Below are 15631 nucleotides of genomic sequence, written 5' to 3' on the forward strand. Positions count from 1 at the left end.
ACAAGTTGCCAGCATGTTGTGCGGAACCATGCACCAAGATTCGAGTCAACACAACCGTTGGGGCAATGGACGCGGTGGCCTTGGCTGCGGCTTTGTGTAGCTGCATGACCAATGGCGCCAAGTCCAAGGTGCTGGAGGGGTTCACCGGCCCGCGGCAAGCCGACCGACGCCAAGAACTCCAGCCGGTGCCTGTGATCCTTTCCGGACCACGGACACCTGCTGGGGCTCAAGACCGTTGCGCCACATGGCCAGTAGCTAAACCGCCAGCTTCCGGCGGATAAAGCCCGATGCCTGGTCAACCACGATGATCAAGATCAGGACGATGATGATGTGCGTGAGCATCGTATCGAACTGGAAGGACTTGATCGCCTGGTTGATGAGCAGGCCGATGCCGCCGGCACCAACCAGGCCCAGGACCAGCGAGGAACGGACATTCACATCGAAGCGGTACAGCAGCAGGCCAACGAACTGCGGGATGACCAGAGGCAATGATCCATGAGCCAACTGCTGCAGCCGTGATGCGCCGGTGGTGGACAGAGCCTCTTGCGGTCCTTGGTCGGTTTCTTCCAGTGACTCGGCCCAGAGCTTTCCCATCACGCCGGTGTTGTGGCAGATCAACGCCAGCACGCCGGCGAACGGACCCAGTCCCACCGCGGTGACGAAGATCAGCGCAAAGACGATATCGGGGACCGCGCGGAAGAACGACAGGATGCTGCGTGCCGTTTGGTAGGCCAGCGGATGCGGCGTCGTCGTCCGGCAGGCCAGCACTGCGAGCACCAAGGCCGTGGGAATGGAGAGGGTGGTGCCCAGCAGGCCGATCCACAAGGTGACCAGCGTGGCCTCCAGGCCGGGGCGGATGACCTTGTCCCAGCTCAGGTCCGGTGGGAATGCATCGCTGATGAATCGTGCCATCCCGCGCCAGCCGTCCACCAGCAGCGCCGGATCGAAATCAGTTCCGGTGATGGCCAGATAATGAAGGACGGCAATGACGGCGATTCCGGTCGCCCAGAGGGTGCGTCGTGCTGTCTTGTGCGGGTCCTTGGGCAGTGCCGGCGCGATCTTTGCCGCGGTGATGTGCGTAGTGCTTTCCACTGCCTGCTCCTTGACGCTGCTTGGGGTATGGAGACTCATGCTGCAATCCTCTCGGGAGAGTAGAGAACGTCGAGGAAGTCGTCACCGAGATTCTGGATCGGACCGTCGAAGGCGATGCGCCCGTGCAGCAGCCCGATGGCGCGGTCTGCGTACCTCTGGGCAAGTTCTGGCTGGTGCAAAACCGCCGCAACTGCAAGATTTTCTTCGTGCGCCAGGGTAGCGAGCAATTCCATGATGTTCTCGGCCGCATGCGGGTCCAGCGCGGAAACCGGCTCATCGGCAAGCAGCACCGAAGCGCGCTGGCACAGCGCCCGGGCGACGGCTACACGCTGCTGCTGTCCGCCAGAAAGGCGTCCGACCTTGTCCAGCGCCCGGTCAGCCATGCCGACCCGGTCCAGGCAGGCCATTGCTTCTTCTCGCAGTTCGCGCGAGAAGAATGCGGGGGAGAGCGAACCGAAGCCGGAGACGCGGGACAGGGCGCCAGCGCAGACATTGTCCAGCGCAGTACGGCGGGGCACCAGATGGATCTTCTGGAACACCATGGCTGCCCGGGATCGTGCACGGGTTAGGTCTCGTCCATGCAGATCAGCGAGGTGGACGCCATCCAATTCGATGCTGCCCGTATCCGGAGTGGTCAATCCGGCGACGCACTTGAGGGTGGTGGATTTTCCGGAGCCGTTGGCGCCCAGGAAGGCTACGAGCTCGCCGCGGTTGACGGAGAAATCGACGTCGTCAAGCACATGGCGCTGGTTGTAGGACTTGGCCAGGGACTTCACGGAGAGAGCCGGGCCGGCATTCTGCGTAGTGTTCATGGCTAGATGTCATCCTCGGTGAGGCCCATTTTGGACGCCAGGTCGAACAGCGGTGCGTAGGTTTCCTTGGTGACTTCCAGCAGCGGGCCTGGAGGGGTGACATCAAGGAACGCGCCGACCTGGGCGATGTCTTCCTTGGACAGGTTCAGCAGCGCATCCTTGACGGCCTTCTTCAATTCAGGGTCGGCATCGGCGCTGATAGTGATCGGGTCGTTCGGGATGGGATCCGACGTCCAGATCTGCCGGTAGTCCTCTGGGTTGAAGCTGCCTTCTTCTTCGGCGACGGCCTGGGTCTGCGAGTTGAGCTGGGCTGCGTCGACGGTTCCGTTGGTCAGTGCGAGCAATGCTTCGGGATGGCCACCTGAATAGTTCAAATTGATCTCGGACTCGGGAATGCCGGCAGTCTTCAGCGCGTAGCGCGGCAGGACATCTCCGGACGTCGAACCCACGCCGCCCAATGCGAAGTCCTTTCCACGCAGATCCTCGAGGGTCTTGATTTCTGAATCCTTCGCCACCCAGATGCCGCCGGTGTAGGTGCTGAGCTCGCCCTCGGCGGTGCCGAAGGACACCAGCGGTTCAGCGCCCGCCTGCTGGCTGGCGAACACGTATCCCACGGGTCCGAACTGGCCCAGATCCAGTTTTCCATTGCGCATTGCCAGTACTTCTGCGGCGTAGTCCTCGACGACCAGCATCTCGACTTCGCAGCCGAGTTCGCGTTCCAACGCGTCGGCAAGCACGCCGTAGGCTGGTTCCAGCTTGGCAGGGGCCTCGTACGGCTCGATGCCGAAATTGATCGGACCGTCGGCGCAGAACGCTGGGGCCGCGGAATTGGCCTGCTCATCTGCTTGCGCGGACCCGCAGGCGGTGAGGGCCAGCAGGCCCAGCGAAACGGCAGAGAATTTGATCATGGAAGAGATCTTCATGGTGTGCTCCAAAGTGTTCTGTAGCTGAGTTAGGCGTTGATCGGGGAAGCGATTGCCGGGATGGCGATTTCGTTGACGTTCTTATTGGCCAGGCCGAAGGACAGGGTCATGCCGACACCTGCGGTGACGGAGACGACGGTGATGGCGTCGGCAACATTGCGGATTAGCAGGGGAGCGACAGCACTGGACGCGTAGATTCCTTGCCAGCGTTCAATGACTTTCAGCTCGGTGCCCTGCAGGTAGCCGGCGATGGCCGAGTGCAAGGTTTCCGAGGTCGATTCCTTGAGGAAGGGCGCTTGGGTTGCGGCGTAGCTGTGCGAATCGCCCATGAGCAGGGTGCCGTCGGGCCGCTGGGTGAACATGACGTTCGCCTGGATGCTCAGCAGCTCTGGGTGCTCGGCGAGAACTTCAGCCTGCAGGGCCTGGGCCGCTGGCACTTCGGTGAAGGCTTCGTAGCGCAGCATGGAGGTGGCGGTGAGCACGGCTGGCTTCACCTCCAGATCCTCGGATGCTTCTGCGCGGAGCATCTGCAGTGCGCAGCGGGTGATCTGGTGATCTTGCGCGATCTGCGGGAAGAGGTAGTCGACATCGTGCCCGACGCAGATGAACACCTGGTCGGCCTCGAAGCTGCCGCGATTGGTGTGCACGCTGGCACGGCGTTGCTTGCCGGCACCGAATCCCAAGGCGCTGGTGTTGAACTGGACGCTGCCAGCAACGTGGGCATCAACCCACTGGGCCAGCTTGGCTACCGTGGTGCGCGGATCGACCCGGAGATCATCACGCAGGAACGCTCCGCCGAGGATGCCTTCGGTGCTTTCGCGTCCGAGCTGTTCGGCGACGTCCTGCGCGTTGAGCATTTCGACCTGGCCGGTGACGCGGCGCGCTGACAGCTCGCGCAGCACCTGCAATTCTGTTTCCGTCGTGGCCACCACAACGGCACCCGATTCGACGGCCCAGAAACCGGCACGTTCAGCGTAGTCGAGCCACAAGGGACGGCCCGACTGCGCGAGGTCGTAGAGTTTTCCGGACTGTGCAGTAATGCAGCAGTGGCCGAAGTTGCGGACCGATGCGCCGACGGCCTCATGGTCGCGGTCGATGACGATGACGGAGAGGCCTGCGTCCAGAGAGCGGGCGGCATGGGCCATGCCGACAATGCCTGCTCCGATCACCAGCACATCTGCGTGGTTGGCGCGTGGCTGGGTCTGTGGGGAAGTCTTTTCTTTGCTCACGACAGTGATCATCCACGCTTGAAAGGAGGGGAATCAAGCCAAATTGGCACTTGTCTGGACAAGTTTGCCCAGTGTTCAGAATGGCGCCCGTTCGTTCACATTGAGTTCACTGAAATGTCTTATAAACCGGTGATTTCTCGGTAAGTCGGCTTGTATGATCAAGTGGTGATGGAGAACAAGAAGCAACCCAAATACCAAGCCCTCACCACCTGGTTGCGGCAGGAAATCGCGTCCGGCACCTGGCATGAAGGAGATGTCCTGCCCAGCGAAGCTGAACTCTGCGCGCGGGCCAATGCCTCACGCGGCACCGTCCGGCATGCGCTCGCCCAATTGCGATCGGAGGGACTCATCGCCGGAGGCCAGGGCAAGCCGCCATTTGTGGCGCAACAGGTGCAATCCCAATCGTTTACGACCTTCATGTCCTTTACCGATTGGGCTCGCTCCATCGGATTGGAAGCTGGGCAGGACACCAGGGAATTGGCGCAGCGCCGGCCCGATGCCTTCGTGTCCGAGCAGCTTGAACTCGACGAAGACGCCAAGGTGGTGCAGCTTTTGCGCCTGCGCTTGCTCGACGGGAGTCCGGCGATGCTGGAGCGGACCAGCTTTCCGCAAGAAGTTGGGCGGTTGCTCTTTGACTTCGATACGGACAGCGGTTCGATTTTCGCGTACCTGCGGGAACAGGGTGTCGACCTCTACCGCGGAAAGCACACCATCGACGCCGTTGCCGCCGATGAAGTGGACGCGCAGCTGCTCGGCGTGCCTGTCGGCGCTCCGCTCCTGCGCGAGCAGCGAGTGACCGCCTCCAAATCAGGGCAGAAACTCGAATTCTCCGATGACCGGTACCTGCCCCACCTTGCCAACTTCACCATTGAAAACACCAGCGAGCAGCGCGCCTCATTAAGCCGTGTGCGAAGCATTGCTGGCTGAAACAGAAAACACGACGAAAAGAGAAGACATGTTTGAACTCATTGCCTGCGATATGGCTGGAACAACCATTGACGAGCATGCCGACGTCTACCGGGCTTTGGAGAATGCTGTGCGAGACTTCGGCGTCGAGGTCAAGGAAGAAGACCTGCAGCAGTGGATGGGCGCCGAAAAGAAGGAAGCGATCAAGGCGCTGATTGAACTGGGTGGCGGCAGTGCCAGCGATGAGCAGGTTCAGGCGCAGTTTGTCCGTTTCCGCGAGCTGCTGCTGGGGTATTACCAGGAGAACCCACCGGTTGCCCTGCCAGGAGTCGTCGAAGCGCTGCAGCACTTGGCTGCCAGTGGCACGAGGATCGCATTGACCACGGGCTTCTCGCGCGATGTCGCCGATATCATCCTTGATGGCCTGGGCTGGAAGGTGGGTCCTGGCGAGCTTCTGGATGCCGTGGTTGCCGGGGACGAAACCGCCGCCGGGCGCCCCGCACCGTACATGATCCATCGCGCCATGGAACTGACCGGAATCCGCGATGTAGCCAAGGTCGTTGCCGCCGGGGATACTGCCAATGATTTGCTCGCCGCCCATCATGCGGGCGTCCATGGGATCGGCGTGCTTACCGGCAAACTGGGCCGCGAGGATCTGGAGCGGTATCCGCATGCAGCCATTCTCGAATCGGTCGCGGGACTGCCGGAATATCTTGCGTCCATCGAGTCCGAGGCGGCCTAGTCCTGCGTGAAAACTTTTGCAATGCGGAAGATATGTTTCGTTTTGCCGCGGAATGAGGGATAAGCTGGGCTCTAGTTGGAACATCCCACAGAGATGAAAGAGAGTCGTCATGAGCAAGACTGTTCTTCAGCGCCACCTGTTCGGACCAGGTCCCTGCAACCCGTATCCAGAAGCCACGGCGGCACTCGGCTTGCCGCTGCTGGGGCATTTGGATCCGGAGTTCATCGCACGCATGGACCGCGTTGCCGATGGCTTGCGCACGCTCTGGGGAACCAAGAACTCCCGCACCTTGCCGCTGAGTGCCACGGGATCAGCCGGCATGGAAGCCGCGTTCGTGAACACCATTAATCCGGGGGACGTTGCGGTGATCGCCATCAACGGCCTGTTCGGCGAGCGCATGTGCGAAGTTGCTTCGCGCGCTGGCGCAGAAGTGGTCCGCGTTGAGCATGAATACGGCACTCCGATCGATGCCGAACGCGTTGCCGCGGCGCACCCGAACCCCACCGTTATCGCCGGCGTGCATGCCGAAACCAGCACCGGCGTCGTTTCCGATATTGCTGCACTGGGAGCAATCAAGGGCGACGCCCTGCTGATCACCGATGCCGTGACCTCCATCGGCGGCATGCCGGTGCTGGCTGATGAATGGGGCATCGACGTCGGCTATGCGGGTACGCAGAAATGCCTCGGCGTGGCTCCCGGCCTGGCACCATTCACGATTTCGGACCGCGCTTTCGAGCGTCGGGTCCAGAAGCCGCAGTCCTGGTACTTGGATCTGGGCTTGCTCGGCGGCTATGCCACCGGTTCCACCGGAGGTCAGCGCACCTACCACCACACCGCGCCGGTCTCGATGGTCGCTTCGCTGGAAGCAGGCATCGACCGGATCATGGCCGAAGGCCTGGAAGCGGTGACTGCGCGCCACCAGGAAGCTGGCGGATTGCTGCAAGCTGGCTTGCAGGAGATGGGCCTGGAGCTCTTCGCCCAGGACGGGTACCGCCTGCCGCAGCTGACCACCGTCTACGTTCCTGAAGGCGTTGACTCGGCGAAGGTCCGCGGCTACCTGCTGGACCGCTTCAATATTGAAATCGGCGGCGGCGTGGGCAAGTACGCGAGCACCGTGTGGCGCATCGGCATGATGGGTCCCAATGCGAATCCAGGTTCGGTGGCGTTGCTGCTGTCGGCGCTGAAGGAAGCGGTCGCCAAGGCCTGATTGCCTCCGCCCTGCAGACGAGGGATCCGTCCGGAATATCCGGCGGGTCCCTCGCCCGTTTCACGGTTCCTGGCAGTGCCGGCCACTTGATGCCGGCCGCCGGCGGGGTTTCCTTGTGTACCGGGAGAATGCCTCCTGCACGGCCATCACCGGCCTGGCCAGTGTTGCGCTCGCCGTTCCGGATTCGTGCCGTGGGCCGATAAGGTCGAGTCCATGACTGGCGTGATTTCACTGCATCGAATGCTGACCCTGCGAATCGAACTCGGGGGGTCCGACCCGTTGATCTGGCGCACCATGGAAATGGATGACATCATCATGCTCGACGAGGCAGGCCTAGCGCTGCAGTGTGTCATGGGCTGGGAACACGCGCACCTGCAGGCCTTTCACAGCATCAATCCGTATTTCCAGCGGCACTCCGACGAGGTCATCACCTGGTACGAAGAGCGAAGCCGGCTGGAAATCGAGATGGGCGAACCCCAAGAGAGCACCACGCTGGGCCAGGCCTTGAACGCCGCGAATGGCGAACTTTACTTCGAATACGACTTTGGCGACTGCTGGATGCACAAAATAACTGTGGAATCGCAGTGCGGCGGGGCTGCTGGCGATCCGCGCTACCGCGTCCTGGACGGAGCGCTGCGCGCGCCGCTGGAAGACAGCGGCGGAATCCACGGTTGGAACGAGAAGCTGGGCATCTTCAACGGCGATCCGGTGCCGGGCCTCGTGGAAGACATGGCCGATGACGAGGCTGACCACATCATCTGGTGGATGAACTGGCGGGGCGGGCGCTGGAATCCGTTCAATCGTGGTGAATTCAATGCCACGGTGGCTGGTCGGCGTCTGGAAATGCTCTCCACCCAGGGCACGGGCGGAAACGGTCTGGGGCGCTGGTTCGAATCGATGGATCCGGAGTTGCGCCTGGCCATGTCCGTCCCTGCCACCCAGATTGGTCTGGGCCTGGAACCGTACGGCGGGCCGGCACCTGCCTGGTTTGTCGAATTGCTGCGGCCCTTCACGGTGCTCGCCGAGCTGTGCAGCGACGGGCTGATTCTCACCAAGGCTGGCTGGATGCCGCCGAAGGTTGTCGGCGATCTCGTGGAACGTTCAGACCTGGAAGGCATCGACTTCGAAAGCGGGTCCTCCAAGCGCGAAAACAACATGCTGACCGTGGCCAGGATTCGCGAAGCTGCGCAGCGCATGGGGCTTCTGCGCAAGGCCAAGGGAGTGCTCACCACCACCCAGCGTGGGCGCAAGCTCATGGATGATCCAACGGCGTTGGCGGAGCATATGGCCTCGCGCCTGGCACAGTACAAGGGCAATGATGTTCGGGACCGGAACATCGAGTGCGACTCGACGTTCGCCGGGTGGTTCATCCGCGCCGGTGGGTACATCCCGGATCGCATGCAACGCTACTCGGCGCAGCCGGAGTTCTTCTTGGACAGGTCCGAGATCCTGGAAATTTTCGGCTACTGGGACCCGAACCAGCAACGCCCGGTCAACGGCGAATCGTGGCTGCCCAGCGTCGAAGAGTGGTACCTGGTCGAACGGCTGTTGGAGTACCGGCTGCACCGGGAGGACAAAAAGGAAGAGCTCAACCCGCGGCTGGCCGAGCTGTCCCGCTACCTGCTGCAGCACTAGAGGCACTTGGGAGCCTCAGGTGCTTTGCCCGTGCGGCTGAGACTGGAGCTGCTAACCCAGCTGATGCGCCTCGTGGGCGAAATCCATGCGGGGCACAGGACCTCGGGCGTCGAGCCGGGCGACGCCGCCGACAGGGATGGTGAACATCGGCGAGGTATGCCCGAAGTCTAGGTTGGCGACCACCGGCACGGTGGAGAGCAGCGGATGCTTGGCAATGATTTGTTCCAGCAGGTCGCGAGAAATGCTGGATTCGAGCTGGAACCGGCCGATGGCAAGTCCACGTATTTTCTCGGCTCCGGGGGTCTGCAGCAGCGAGGCAAGGCTGCGCGCGAATTCGTGGACGTCTGCGGCGCCGTCGTCCTCGACAAACAGCACAGCCCCGTCCAAGGGCGGCATGGACTCGGTTCCCTGCAGCAGCCTCAGCGTGCCCAGATTCCCGCCGATCACCATGCCCGTGGCGGCGCCTTCGTTCAGGATCCATGGTCCGTTGGTTGCGTTGGAGGTGCGATTGTCCTGGTCCATGAACCACAGGTCGTCGGTGAATTCAGTGGCGTGCTCGATGCTCCAGGCATGCTCGTGGGTTGCCGCTCGGAACCACTGGCCGGTCGGCTCGAAATGATCGCGCATGCCAAAGCTGGACCAATGCGCGCCGACGTAGGTCACTAACCCGGTCTTGGCGTGCACGGCGTTGGCCAGGGCGGTGAAATCCGAGTAGCCGCACAAGACCTTGGGGTTGGCGGCAATGAGCTCCCAGTCGAGGTGGGGGAGCAGTTCGTTGGAATTGAAGCCGCCAATGACCGAGATGATCCCGGCGACAGATGCATCGGCAAATGCGGCATGCAGATCGGCCACGCGCGATGGAATGGACGAGCTGTCGAAATCGTCATTCTCATCCACGTGCTCGCCGAATTCCACCTTGAACCCCATGGCATCGAAGCGTTCATTGACCCACTGCGTATTGTCGAATTCCATCACGAAGGTGCGGGAACACGAGGGCGCGATGACCCTGACGGTGTCTCCGGCTTGCAATCGGGCAGGGATGAGGGTCGGCTTCAGCGGGCTTGGCATTCCACCAGTCTAGGCTCTGGCATGGGTTGGGAGAATAGCTGCAGTGACTGTTCGGGAATTGTTGGCGAAATTTTTTGCAACAAATGATGATATTGCGCTTCAGCTACTGTGCGATTCCTGAGAAATTCGATAGCGTGGGCGGGACAGCACGATTTTTCTAAAGAAAGCAGGAAATAAGGTGAAGTCCCTCTTCGACTTGGAATTCAGGCAGTTCATCACGCCATCGATCATCAAGATCGTCTACATCTTGATCATGGTCCTCTTGGCAATCGGCTACCTCGGACTGGTGATTACCGGGTTCATGACCGATGCGATGCTCGGCTTCCTGATGCTCTTGATCGTCGGTCCGTTGGTGTCCCTGGTCTACCTGGTTCTGGTCCGTGCAAGCCTCGAATCCTTGCTGGCGCAGATCCGCACCGCGGAGAACACCACGGAACTGGTTCGACTGGCCGGTGGAATCCCGCCGGCAGACGGCGGCTACCGCCCGCACCCGGGCAATCCACCAGCTCCGCAGCAGCCGCAGGATCCAACTGCGAATGGCGGCAACAACACTCCGCCAGCCAACCCCTACCAGAAGTAGGGATAACGGTCGATGGCCCGCACCACTGGTGCGGGCCATCTGCAGTTAATGAGCGAATGGAAAGAGAACTACCAGTCGCTGGACGCCTTCAGCGAGAGCACCGGGCAAGCCGCCTGGAGCAGAATCCGCTGCGCATTGCTCCCCATGAGGAACTTGCCCATGGCCGTGCGCTTGCGCAGACCGATCACGATCAGCTCGGCACGTTGCGCCTCGGCGATGTGCAGGATCTGGTCTGCCGCATCGGCTCCCTGGGAATGGCGTTCGATCCAGAAATCGATGCCTGCCTCGGCAAGCCGGGCTTCCAGCTCGTGATACTGCTTCGCATCAATGAGCCTGTCGTCCACCAGCTGGTCGCCTTTGGAGGAGTTCACCACGATCAATCGCGCCTCGTTGCGCCTAGCCTCGATGATCGCCCGTTCCAGGGCGGCTTCGCCTTCAGGCGAGGGGATGTAGCCCACAACGATCGTCATGATTCATTCCTTCCAGCACCCTGGTTGTGCTCATTGCGGTGGGCAGGCTCTGCCAGCTCGGTCTGGTCGCCGCCAGCTGAGTTCTCGCCCAGCAGGGCTTCTGCAGCGTCCGATCCGGTTCCGCGCTTGCGGCGGATGATGGAGATCAGCACCGGCAGCAGGAGCAGGATCGCGATGAGCACGTAGATGCCCACGGCCAGCGGCTCGCTCCACAGCCCCGAGACCTCGCCGGCACTGAGCTGGAAGGTCTTGCGCAGCTGTTCCTCGGCCATCGGGCCGATGATCACGCCGAGGATCAGCGGAAGTACCGGGAGGCCGAAGCGGCGCAAGGCGAAGCCCAGCAAGCCGATGATCAGCAGCAGCCAGAGGTCGGCGACCTGCATGTTCACCGAGAAGGCACCGAGCGTAGCGAAGAACAAGATGCCCGCATACAGGTAGGGGCGCGGGATCTTCAGCAGCTTCGCCCACATGGGGGCCAGCGGCAGGTTGATCAGCAGCAGCAGCGTGTTGCCGATGAACAAGCTGGCAATCAGCGCCCACACCAAATCGGGTTCATTCTCGAAGAGCAGCGGACCGGGCTGGATGCCCTTCATGGTCAAGAACGCCAGCATCACCGCAGCGGTGGCGTTGGTGGGCAGGCCGAGAGCCAGCATCGGGGTCAGGGTGCCAGCGGCCGAGGCGTTGTTCGCCGCTTCAGGGCCGGCAACGCCCTCGATGGCGCCATGGCCAAACTCCTCCGGATGCTTGGAGAGCTTCTTCTCGGTGACATAGGAGAGGAACGTCGGAACCTCGGCGCCGCCGGCAGGCAGCGCACCGAACGGGAAACCATAGGCGGTGCCGCGCAGCCACGGCTTCCACGAACGCTTCCAGTCCTCCTTGCCCATCCACGGGGTGCCCACCGGAATGGTGCGTGCAGGGCTGGTGCGCAGGTGCGCGGCAATCCACAGCGCCTCGCCAATGGCGAAGATCGCCACGGCGACCACCACGATGTCCATGCCGTCGACCAGTGGCGCGAAGCCGAAGGTCAGGCGGCTCTGCCCGGAGACCGGGTCCATGCCGACCAGGCCGATGGCCAGGCCCAGGCCCAAGGCGGCGAAACCGCGGATCTTGGAAGAACCCAGCACGGCGGTCACGGTGACCAAAGCGAGGACCATGATTGCGAAGTAGCTCGGCGCGCCCAGGCTCACGGCGAACTTCACAACGATCGGGGCAACGGTCACCAGCAGCGCGGTGCCGATGGTGCCGGCAACGAACGAGCCGATGGCCGCGGTGGCCAGAGCTTGCGCGGCCCGGCCCGCCTTGGCCATCTTGTGGCCTTCGATGGCGGTGATGACTGTCGCGGATTCGCCGGGGGTATTGAGCAGGATCGAGGTGGTTGACCCGCCGTACATCCCGCCGTAGTAGATGCCCGCGAACATGATCAGGGCGCTGGAGGTTTCCATGCCGAAGGTCAGGGGCAGCAGCAAGGCCACGGCCATGGCCGGGCCGATGCCCGGCAGCACGCCGACAGCGGTGCCCAGGAGGACTCCGGCGAAGGCGAAGAGCAGGTTGATCGGGGTCAGCGCCGAGGCGAAGCCGCCCATCAAGAGGTCAAGAGTTTCCACTTACAGCACCCCCGAGAGGATTCCGGCCGGAAGCTTGATGCCCAGGCCAAGGTAGAAGCCGTAGAAGGAACCGAGAGCCAGTGCGAGGGAAATGACCAGGGTCAAAACCCAGCGCCGGGCGCCCAGGCAGGTCGCCGCACCGAAGAACATGATGGTTCCCGAGATGACCCAGCCAGCCCAGTTCACGATCAGCAGGTTCAGCACGAAGACGCCGATCAGCGGCAGCAGGACCTTCCAGTCCGAGGGCTGGCTCAGATCCACGTCTTCGCCTTCTTCGCCCTCGGCGAGGTTTCCGCGCATCACGGTGATGGCCAAGGCAATGGCTGAAAGAACAAGAATGCCCGAGACGACGTAGGGAAGGGCCTTGGGGCCGACCACGTCTGCCTGGGAGTACGTCACATGCAGCTGCGACGCATCAACAAACACAATGATTCCGACGAGAAGAAGAAACGCGGCGAACAGGAGTTCGACGCGTTTCTTCTTTGCGGTGCTTACTTCGCTCACGCCAGACCCAGGGTCTTCAGGACGCTGGCAACGCGCTCGTCCTGCTCGGTGAGGAAGGCGGAGAACTCATCGCCGGTCATGAAGGCGTCGCTCCAGCCGTTGGTCTTCAAGGCTTCCTGCCATTCGGCCGAATCATGCATTTCGGTGATCAGGTTGACCCATTTGGCCTTGTCCTCCTCGGAGATCTCCGGTGGAGCCACCAGGCCGCGCCAGTTGGAGAACACCAGGTCGATACCCGATTCCTTCAGGGTTGGTGCGTCCACGCCTTCGAGGCGCTCCTCGCCGCTGGTGGCCAGCACGCGCACGGAGCCCTCTTCGATCTGCTGCATGTACTCGCCGGCACCGGAGGCCGCGAAGGCCAGCTTGTTGCCCAGGATGGCAGGCAGCAAATCGCCGCCGCCGTCGTAGGACACGAAGTTCACGTCCTTGGGATCAATGCCCACGGCTTCGGCCAGCTGCATCGGCAGCAGGTGGTCAGGTCCGCCAGGGGAGGAGCCGCCGCCGACCGAGAGCTTGCTCGGATCCTTCTTCCAGGCCTTCACCAAGTCATCGATGGTCTTGTATGGCGAATCCTTGGACACCATGATCGCTCCGGGCTCTTCGATGAGCTTGGCAATCGGCGTGGTATCGGTCAACTTGGCGTCGGTTTCGTTGGTGTAGCTGGCACCGACTACGCCCAGGCCCATGAGCATGGCCAGATCGCCGTTGCCCTTCTCGTTGACAATGCGGGCCAGGCCGACGGTACCGCCGGCACCTGCAAGGTTGAAGACTTCTGGGTTGCTGGCCAGCGACGCGTCATCCATCACCTTGGCAGCAACGCGGGCGGTGGTGTCGTAGCCGCCGCCTGGGGTGTTCGGCACCATGATGCGAAGGTTCGCGATTGGGCCCTTGGACTCTGCAGCGTCGGTGCTGGAGGTCTCGGAGGTCACGCCGCAGCCGGTGGCGGTCAGTGCAAGCGCGGCAGCCGCGGCCAGCGCCGTCAGGGCACGGAAGGACTTGAATGGTTTCATGTTGACTCAGCCTCTTTGCTTTCATCGGGGTTGCGAGTGATTCCAACCTATGCGCGATGGTGAATCCGGTCACTCTTGCGTACTCAAAGAAAATACTGTTCATTGTGTAACCGGAAATTGTGATCTGAACCATTCAAATCTTCGGTAAGGTAGCACAGTGCCAGCTGCAAGCCGCCCAGCGGGGGCTTGCCGGGGGCCGCAATGGGATTCTGGATTTTTTGGGGGGCGAGGCAATGAAGTCCATGCGTTTATTTCTCGCTCAGCTGTACCCGCGCCGCAGGATGACCCTGGCCGGACAGTACCTGGTCCTGCAATTGCTGATTATCGCGGTGGTGCTCGCCGGAGTCATCACGGTCGCGCTGACCCAGGCCACCAATAACTTCGAGAAGATCGAGGGGCGCCGCAGCCTCTCGGCAGCCGAATCGCTGGCCGCCAACCCGCTGCTGCGCGTTCTGCTTCCGCAAGCGGAGCCGGAAATGGGCTCGGCGTTGCCTGCCATGGGTGAATCGGTACGCAGCACCTCGGGATTGCAATTCGTGATCATCGCCGATCCCCAGGGCACCGTCATCACCTCCAGCTACCCCGATGAAGTGGGAACCTCGATCTTGCACCCCGAATCCGCTGTCGCCGAAGGCCGCGGATGGACCGGGGAAATCTGGCGCAATGGCAACCATGTGCTGATTGCCCAGGTACCGGTGCTGGATGACGACGGGAAGATGGTCGGCATTGTCAGCGCAGGCCAAAGCTATCCCAGTACCGGCGAAATGATCCAGGATATCGCTCCCAGCGCCTTGGCCACCCTGCTCATTTCCCTGGTGCTGGGAACCACCGGCTCGGTACTGCTCTCCCGCAGGGTCAAGCACCAGACCCGCGGGATGGAACCGGGCGAAATCGCGGAGCTGTTCGAGCACCGAGAGGCCCTGCTGCACGGAGTCAAGGAAGGCATCATCTCGGTGTCTCCGGACAGCCGGGTGATGCTGGCCAATGACATCGCCGTCGAGCTGCTGCAACTGCCTGATGACTGTGTCGGCAAGACCCTGGACGAATTGGAGGTGGCGCCGCAGGTGCGGCACGCGCTGAATACCAGCCAGGAGCAGCCCGACCGGCAGTTCCTTGTCGGCGAGCGGGTCCTGGTGTTCAACCGCATGCCGGTCAAGACCGCCAGGCGGGACCTGGGCTCCGTCACCACCTTCCGCGACAAGACCGAACTGACCTTGCTGGAGCAGGAACTGGGCGACAGCAAAGCGACTGCCGACATGCTCAGGGCGCAGACCCACGAATTCGCCAACCAGCTGCACGCGATTTCCGGATTGATCCAGCTCGAGGAATACGACGAGGTCATCGGCTTCATCGATGGCGTGAGCTTCAGCCGGAGCAAGATCTTCGAGGACGTCTCCGCCTGCATCGCAGAACCCACGATTGCCGCGCTGCTGATTGCCAAGTCCAGCGTCGCCACCGAACGCGGAGTGCACCTGGCGATGGTGCCGAACTCGGCCTTGGGCCGGTGCGAGGACCAGCTGGCGCGGGATCTGACCACGGTGATCGGCAATCTCGTCGATAATGCGATGGACGCGGCCATCTCGGCATCCACGCCTCAAATCAAGGTCGGCATCGAGGAAACCAACGAGCTGGTCCGCGTCATCGTGAGCGACAATGGAGAAGGGATCGCCGAAGATGCCATCGACGAGATCTTCACCCAGGGTTTCTCCACCAAGGACAGCTCGGTCTCCGGCGGCCGGGGCTTCGGCCTGGCGATCAGCCGCCTGGTGTGCCGGCGCCGCGGCGGTGAGCTGGCCGCAGCCAATGACCACGGTGCCCGATTTACCGCCACGCTCAGGAAGTAGGAAGC

The 15631-nt window shown here is 62.2% G+C and carries 15 protein-coding genes; 6 read left to right on the forward strand and 9 right to left on the reverse strand.

From position 1 onward, the window contains the following. Positions 1-255 precede the first annotated feature (255 nt). The 4 genes from phnE to ATK23_RS02280 are packed head-to-tail and all read right to left on the reverse strand — an operon-like array spanning position 256 to position 4056. On the reverse strand, positions 256-1131 hold the full coding sequence (phnE, locus tag ATK23_RS02265) for a phosphonate ABC transporter, permease protein PhnE (RefSeq protein WP_083515484.1): 876 nt from the start codon (positions 1129-1131) through the stop codon (positions 256-258). Further along, positions 1128-1904, reverse strand: a complete 777-nt coding sequence (locus tag ATK23_RS02270; protein WP_066139267.1) for a phosphonate ABC transporter ATP-binding protein — start codon at positions 1902-1904, stop codon at positions 1128-1130. The genes phnE and ATK23_RS02270 overlap by 4 nt, the downstream gene beginning before the upstream one ends. 2 nt (positions 1905-1906) lie before the next feature. Continuing rightward, positions 1907-2827 (reverse strand): phosphate/phosphite/phosphonate ABC transporter substrate-binding protein, encoded by a 921-nt coding sequence (locus tag ATK23_RS02275; RefSeq protein ID WP_066139263.1) that lies wholly within the window; start codon positions 2825-2827, stop codon positions 1907-1909. A gap of 29 nt (positions 2828-2856) precedes the next feature. After that, positions 2857-4056, reverse strand: a complete 1200-nt coding sequence (locus ATK23_RS02280; RefSeq protein ID WP_245858283.1) for a TIGR03364 family FAD-dependent oxidoreductase — start codon at positions 4054-4056, stop codon at positions 2857-2859. A 168-nt stretch (positions 4057-4224) separates the two neighbouring features. Between ATK23_RS02280 and ATK23_RS02285 the strand changes: the two genes are divergently transcribed. From ATK23_RS02285 to ATK23_RS02300, 4 genes are all read left to right on the forward strand, one after another. Next, a complete protein-coding gene (locus ATK23_RS02285) occupies positions 4225-4983 on the forward strand; it encodes a GntR family transcriptional regulator (protein WP_066139260.1) in 759 nt (252 codons plus the stop codon). Positions 4984-5011: 28 nt separating this feature from the next. Then, positions 5012-5704 carry a phosphonatase-like hydrolase gene (locus ATK23_RS02290; RefSeq protein ID WP_066139257.1) on the forward strand — a complete coding sequence of 231 codons (693 nt, stop codon included), beginning with the start codon at positions 5012-5014 and terminating at the stop codon, positions 5702-5704. Positions 5705-5813: 109 nt separating this feature from the next. Next, positions 5814-6911, forward strand: coding sequence for a pyridoxal-phosphate-dependent aminotransferase family protein (locus ATK23_RS02295; protein ID WP_066139254.1), 1098 nt, complete (start codon positions 5814-5816; stop codon positions 6909-6911). 213 nt (positions 6912-7124) lie between these two features. Further along, on the forward strand, positions 7125-8546 hold the full coding sequence (locus ATK23_RS02300) for a plasmid pRiA4b ORF-3 family protein (RefSeq protein ID WP_157066340.1): 1422 nt from the start codon (positions 7125-7127) through the stop codon (positions 8544-8546). 51 nt (positions 8547-8597) lie between these two features. Here the strand turns inward: ATK23_RS02300 and ATK23_RS02305 are convergent, their stop codons facing one another. Beyond that, positions 8598-9614 (reverse strand): S66 family peptidase, encoded by a 1017-nt coding sequence (locus ATK23_RS02305; protein WP_066139248.1) that lies wholly within the window; start codon positions 9612-9614, stop codon positions 8598-8600. 178 nt (positions 9615-9792) lie between these two features. On the opposite strand from ATK23_RS02305, the gene ATK23_RS02310 reads away from it, so the two are divergent. Next, complete coding sequence (locus ATK23_RS02310; RefSeq protein WP_066139245.1) at positions 9793-10194, forward strand: DUF4282 domain-containing protein; 402 nt, start codon at positions 9793-9795, stop codon at positions 10192-10194. A gap of 68 nt (positions 10195-10262) precedes the next feature. Here the strand turns inward: ATK23_RS02310 and ATK23_RS02315 are convergent, their stop codons facing one another. Genes ATK23_RS02315 through ATK23_RS02330 form a run of 4 tightly spaced genes read right to left on the reverse strand, consistent with a single transcriptional unit; the run spans position 10263 to position 13782 of the window. Next, on the reverse strand, positions 10263-10664 hold the full coding sequence (locus ATK23_RS02315) for a universal stress protein (protein WP_066139242.1): 402 nt from the start codon (positions 10662-10664) through the stop codon (positions 10263-10265). Next, the gene (locus ATK23_RS02320) at positions 10661-12247 is read right to left on the reverse strand and encodes a tripartite tricarboxylate transporter permease (RefSeq protein ID WP_083515481.1); all 1587 of its coding nucleotides are present in this window, start codon (positions 12245-12247) and stop codon (positions 10661-10663) included. The genes ATK23_RS02315 and ATK23_RS02320 overlap by 4 nt, the downstream gene beginning before the upstream one ends. A 21-nt stretch (positions 12248-12268) precedes the next feature. After that, positions 12269-12772: a tripartite tricarboxylate transporter TctB family protein gene (locus tag ATK23_RS02325; protein ID WP_038989643.1), complete on the reverse strand. Its 504-nt coding sequence runs from the start codon at positions 12770-12772 to the stop codon at positions 12269-12271. Then, positions 12769-13782, reverse strand: coding sequence for a Bug family tripartite tricarboxylate transporter substrate binding protein (locus tag ATK23_RS02330; protein WP_066139239.1), 1014 nt, complete (start codon positions 13780-13782; stop codon positions 12769-12771). Before ATK23_RS02330 ends, ATK23_RS02325 begins: the two co-directional genes overlap by 4 nt. A 242-nt stretch (positions 13783-14024) precedes the next feature. Here ATK23_RS02330 and ATK23_RS02335 point away from each other — a divergent pair, with 242 nt between their 5' ends. Then, positions 14025-15626: a sensor histidine kinase gene (locus ATK23_RS02335; RefSeq protein ID WP_322787524.1), complete on the forward strand. Its 1602-nt coding sequence runs from the start codon at positions 14025-14027 to the stop codon at positions 15624-15626. The last annotated feature ends 5 nt before the right edge of the window (positions 15627-15631 follow it).

The organism is Glutamicibacter nicotianae, from assembly GCF_002797775.1.
GTDB lineage: Bacteria > Actinomycetota > Actinomycetes > Actinomycetales > Micrococcaceae > Glutamicibacter > Glutamicibacter nicotianae.

What these genes read in the sequence shown, in the direction of transcription:
- ATK23_RS02305 (WP_066139248.1), bottom strand. Translation starts at nt 9,614, where the DNA reads ATGCCAAGCCCGCTGAAGCCGACCCTCATCCCTGCCCGATTGCAAGCC.
- phnE (WP_083515484.1), bottom strand. Translation starts at nt 1,131, where the DNA reads ATGAGTCTCCATACCCCAAGCAGCGTCAAGGAGCAGGCAGTGGAAAGC.
- ATK23_RS02295 (WP_066139254.1), top strand. Translation starts at nt 5,814, where the DNA reads ATGAGCAAGACTGTTCTTCAGCGCCACCTGTTCGGACCAGGTCCCTGC.
- ATK23_RS02300 (WP_157066340.1), top strand. Translation starts at nt 7,125, where the DNA reads ATGACTGGCGTGATTTCACTGCATCGAATGCTGACCCTGCGAATCGAA.
- ATK23_RS02335 (WP_322787524.1), top strand. Translation starts at nt 14,025, where the DNA reads ATGCGTTTATTTCTCGCTCAGCTGTACCCGCGCCGCAGGATGACCCTG.
- ATK23_RS02290 (WP_066139257.1), top strand. Translation starts at nt 5,012, where the DNA reads ATGTTTGAACTCATTGCCTGCGATATGGCTGGAACAACCATTGACGAG.
- ATK23_RS02330 (WP_066139239.1), bottom strand. Translation starts at nt 13,782, where the DNA reads ATGAAACCATTCAAGTCCTTCCGTGCCCTGACGGCGCTGGCCGCGGCT.
- ATK23_RS02320 (WP_083515481.1), bottom strand. Translation starts at nt 12,247, where the DNA reads ATGGGCGGCTTCGCCTCGGCGCTGACCCCGATCAACCTGCTCTTCGCC.
- ATK23_RS02315 (WP_066139242.1), bottom strand. Translation starts at nt 10,664, where the DNA reads ATGACGATCGTTGTGGGCTACATCCCCTCGCCTGAAGGCGAAGCCGCC.
- ATK23_RS02285 (WP_066139260.1), top strand. Translation starts at nt 4,225, where the DNA reads ATGGAGAACAAGAAGCAACCCAAATACCAAGCCCTCACCACCTGGTTG.
- ATK23_RS02275 (WP_066139263.1), bottom strand. Translation starts at nt 2,827, where the DNA reads ATGAAGATCTCTTCCATGATCAAATTCTCTGCCGTTTCGCTGGGCCTG.
- ATK23_RS02270 (WP_066139267.1), bottom strand. Translation starts at nt 1,904, where the DNA reads ATGAACACTACGCAGAATGCCGGCCCGGCTCTCTCCGTGAAGTCCCTG.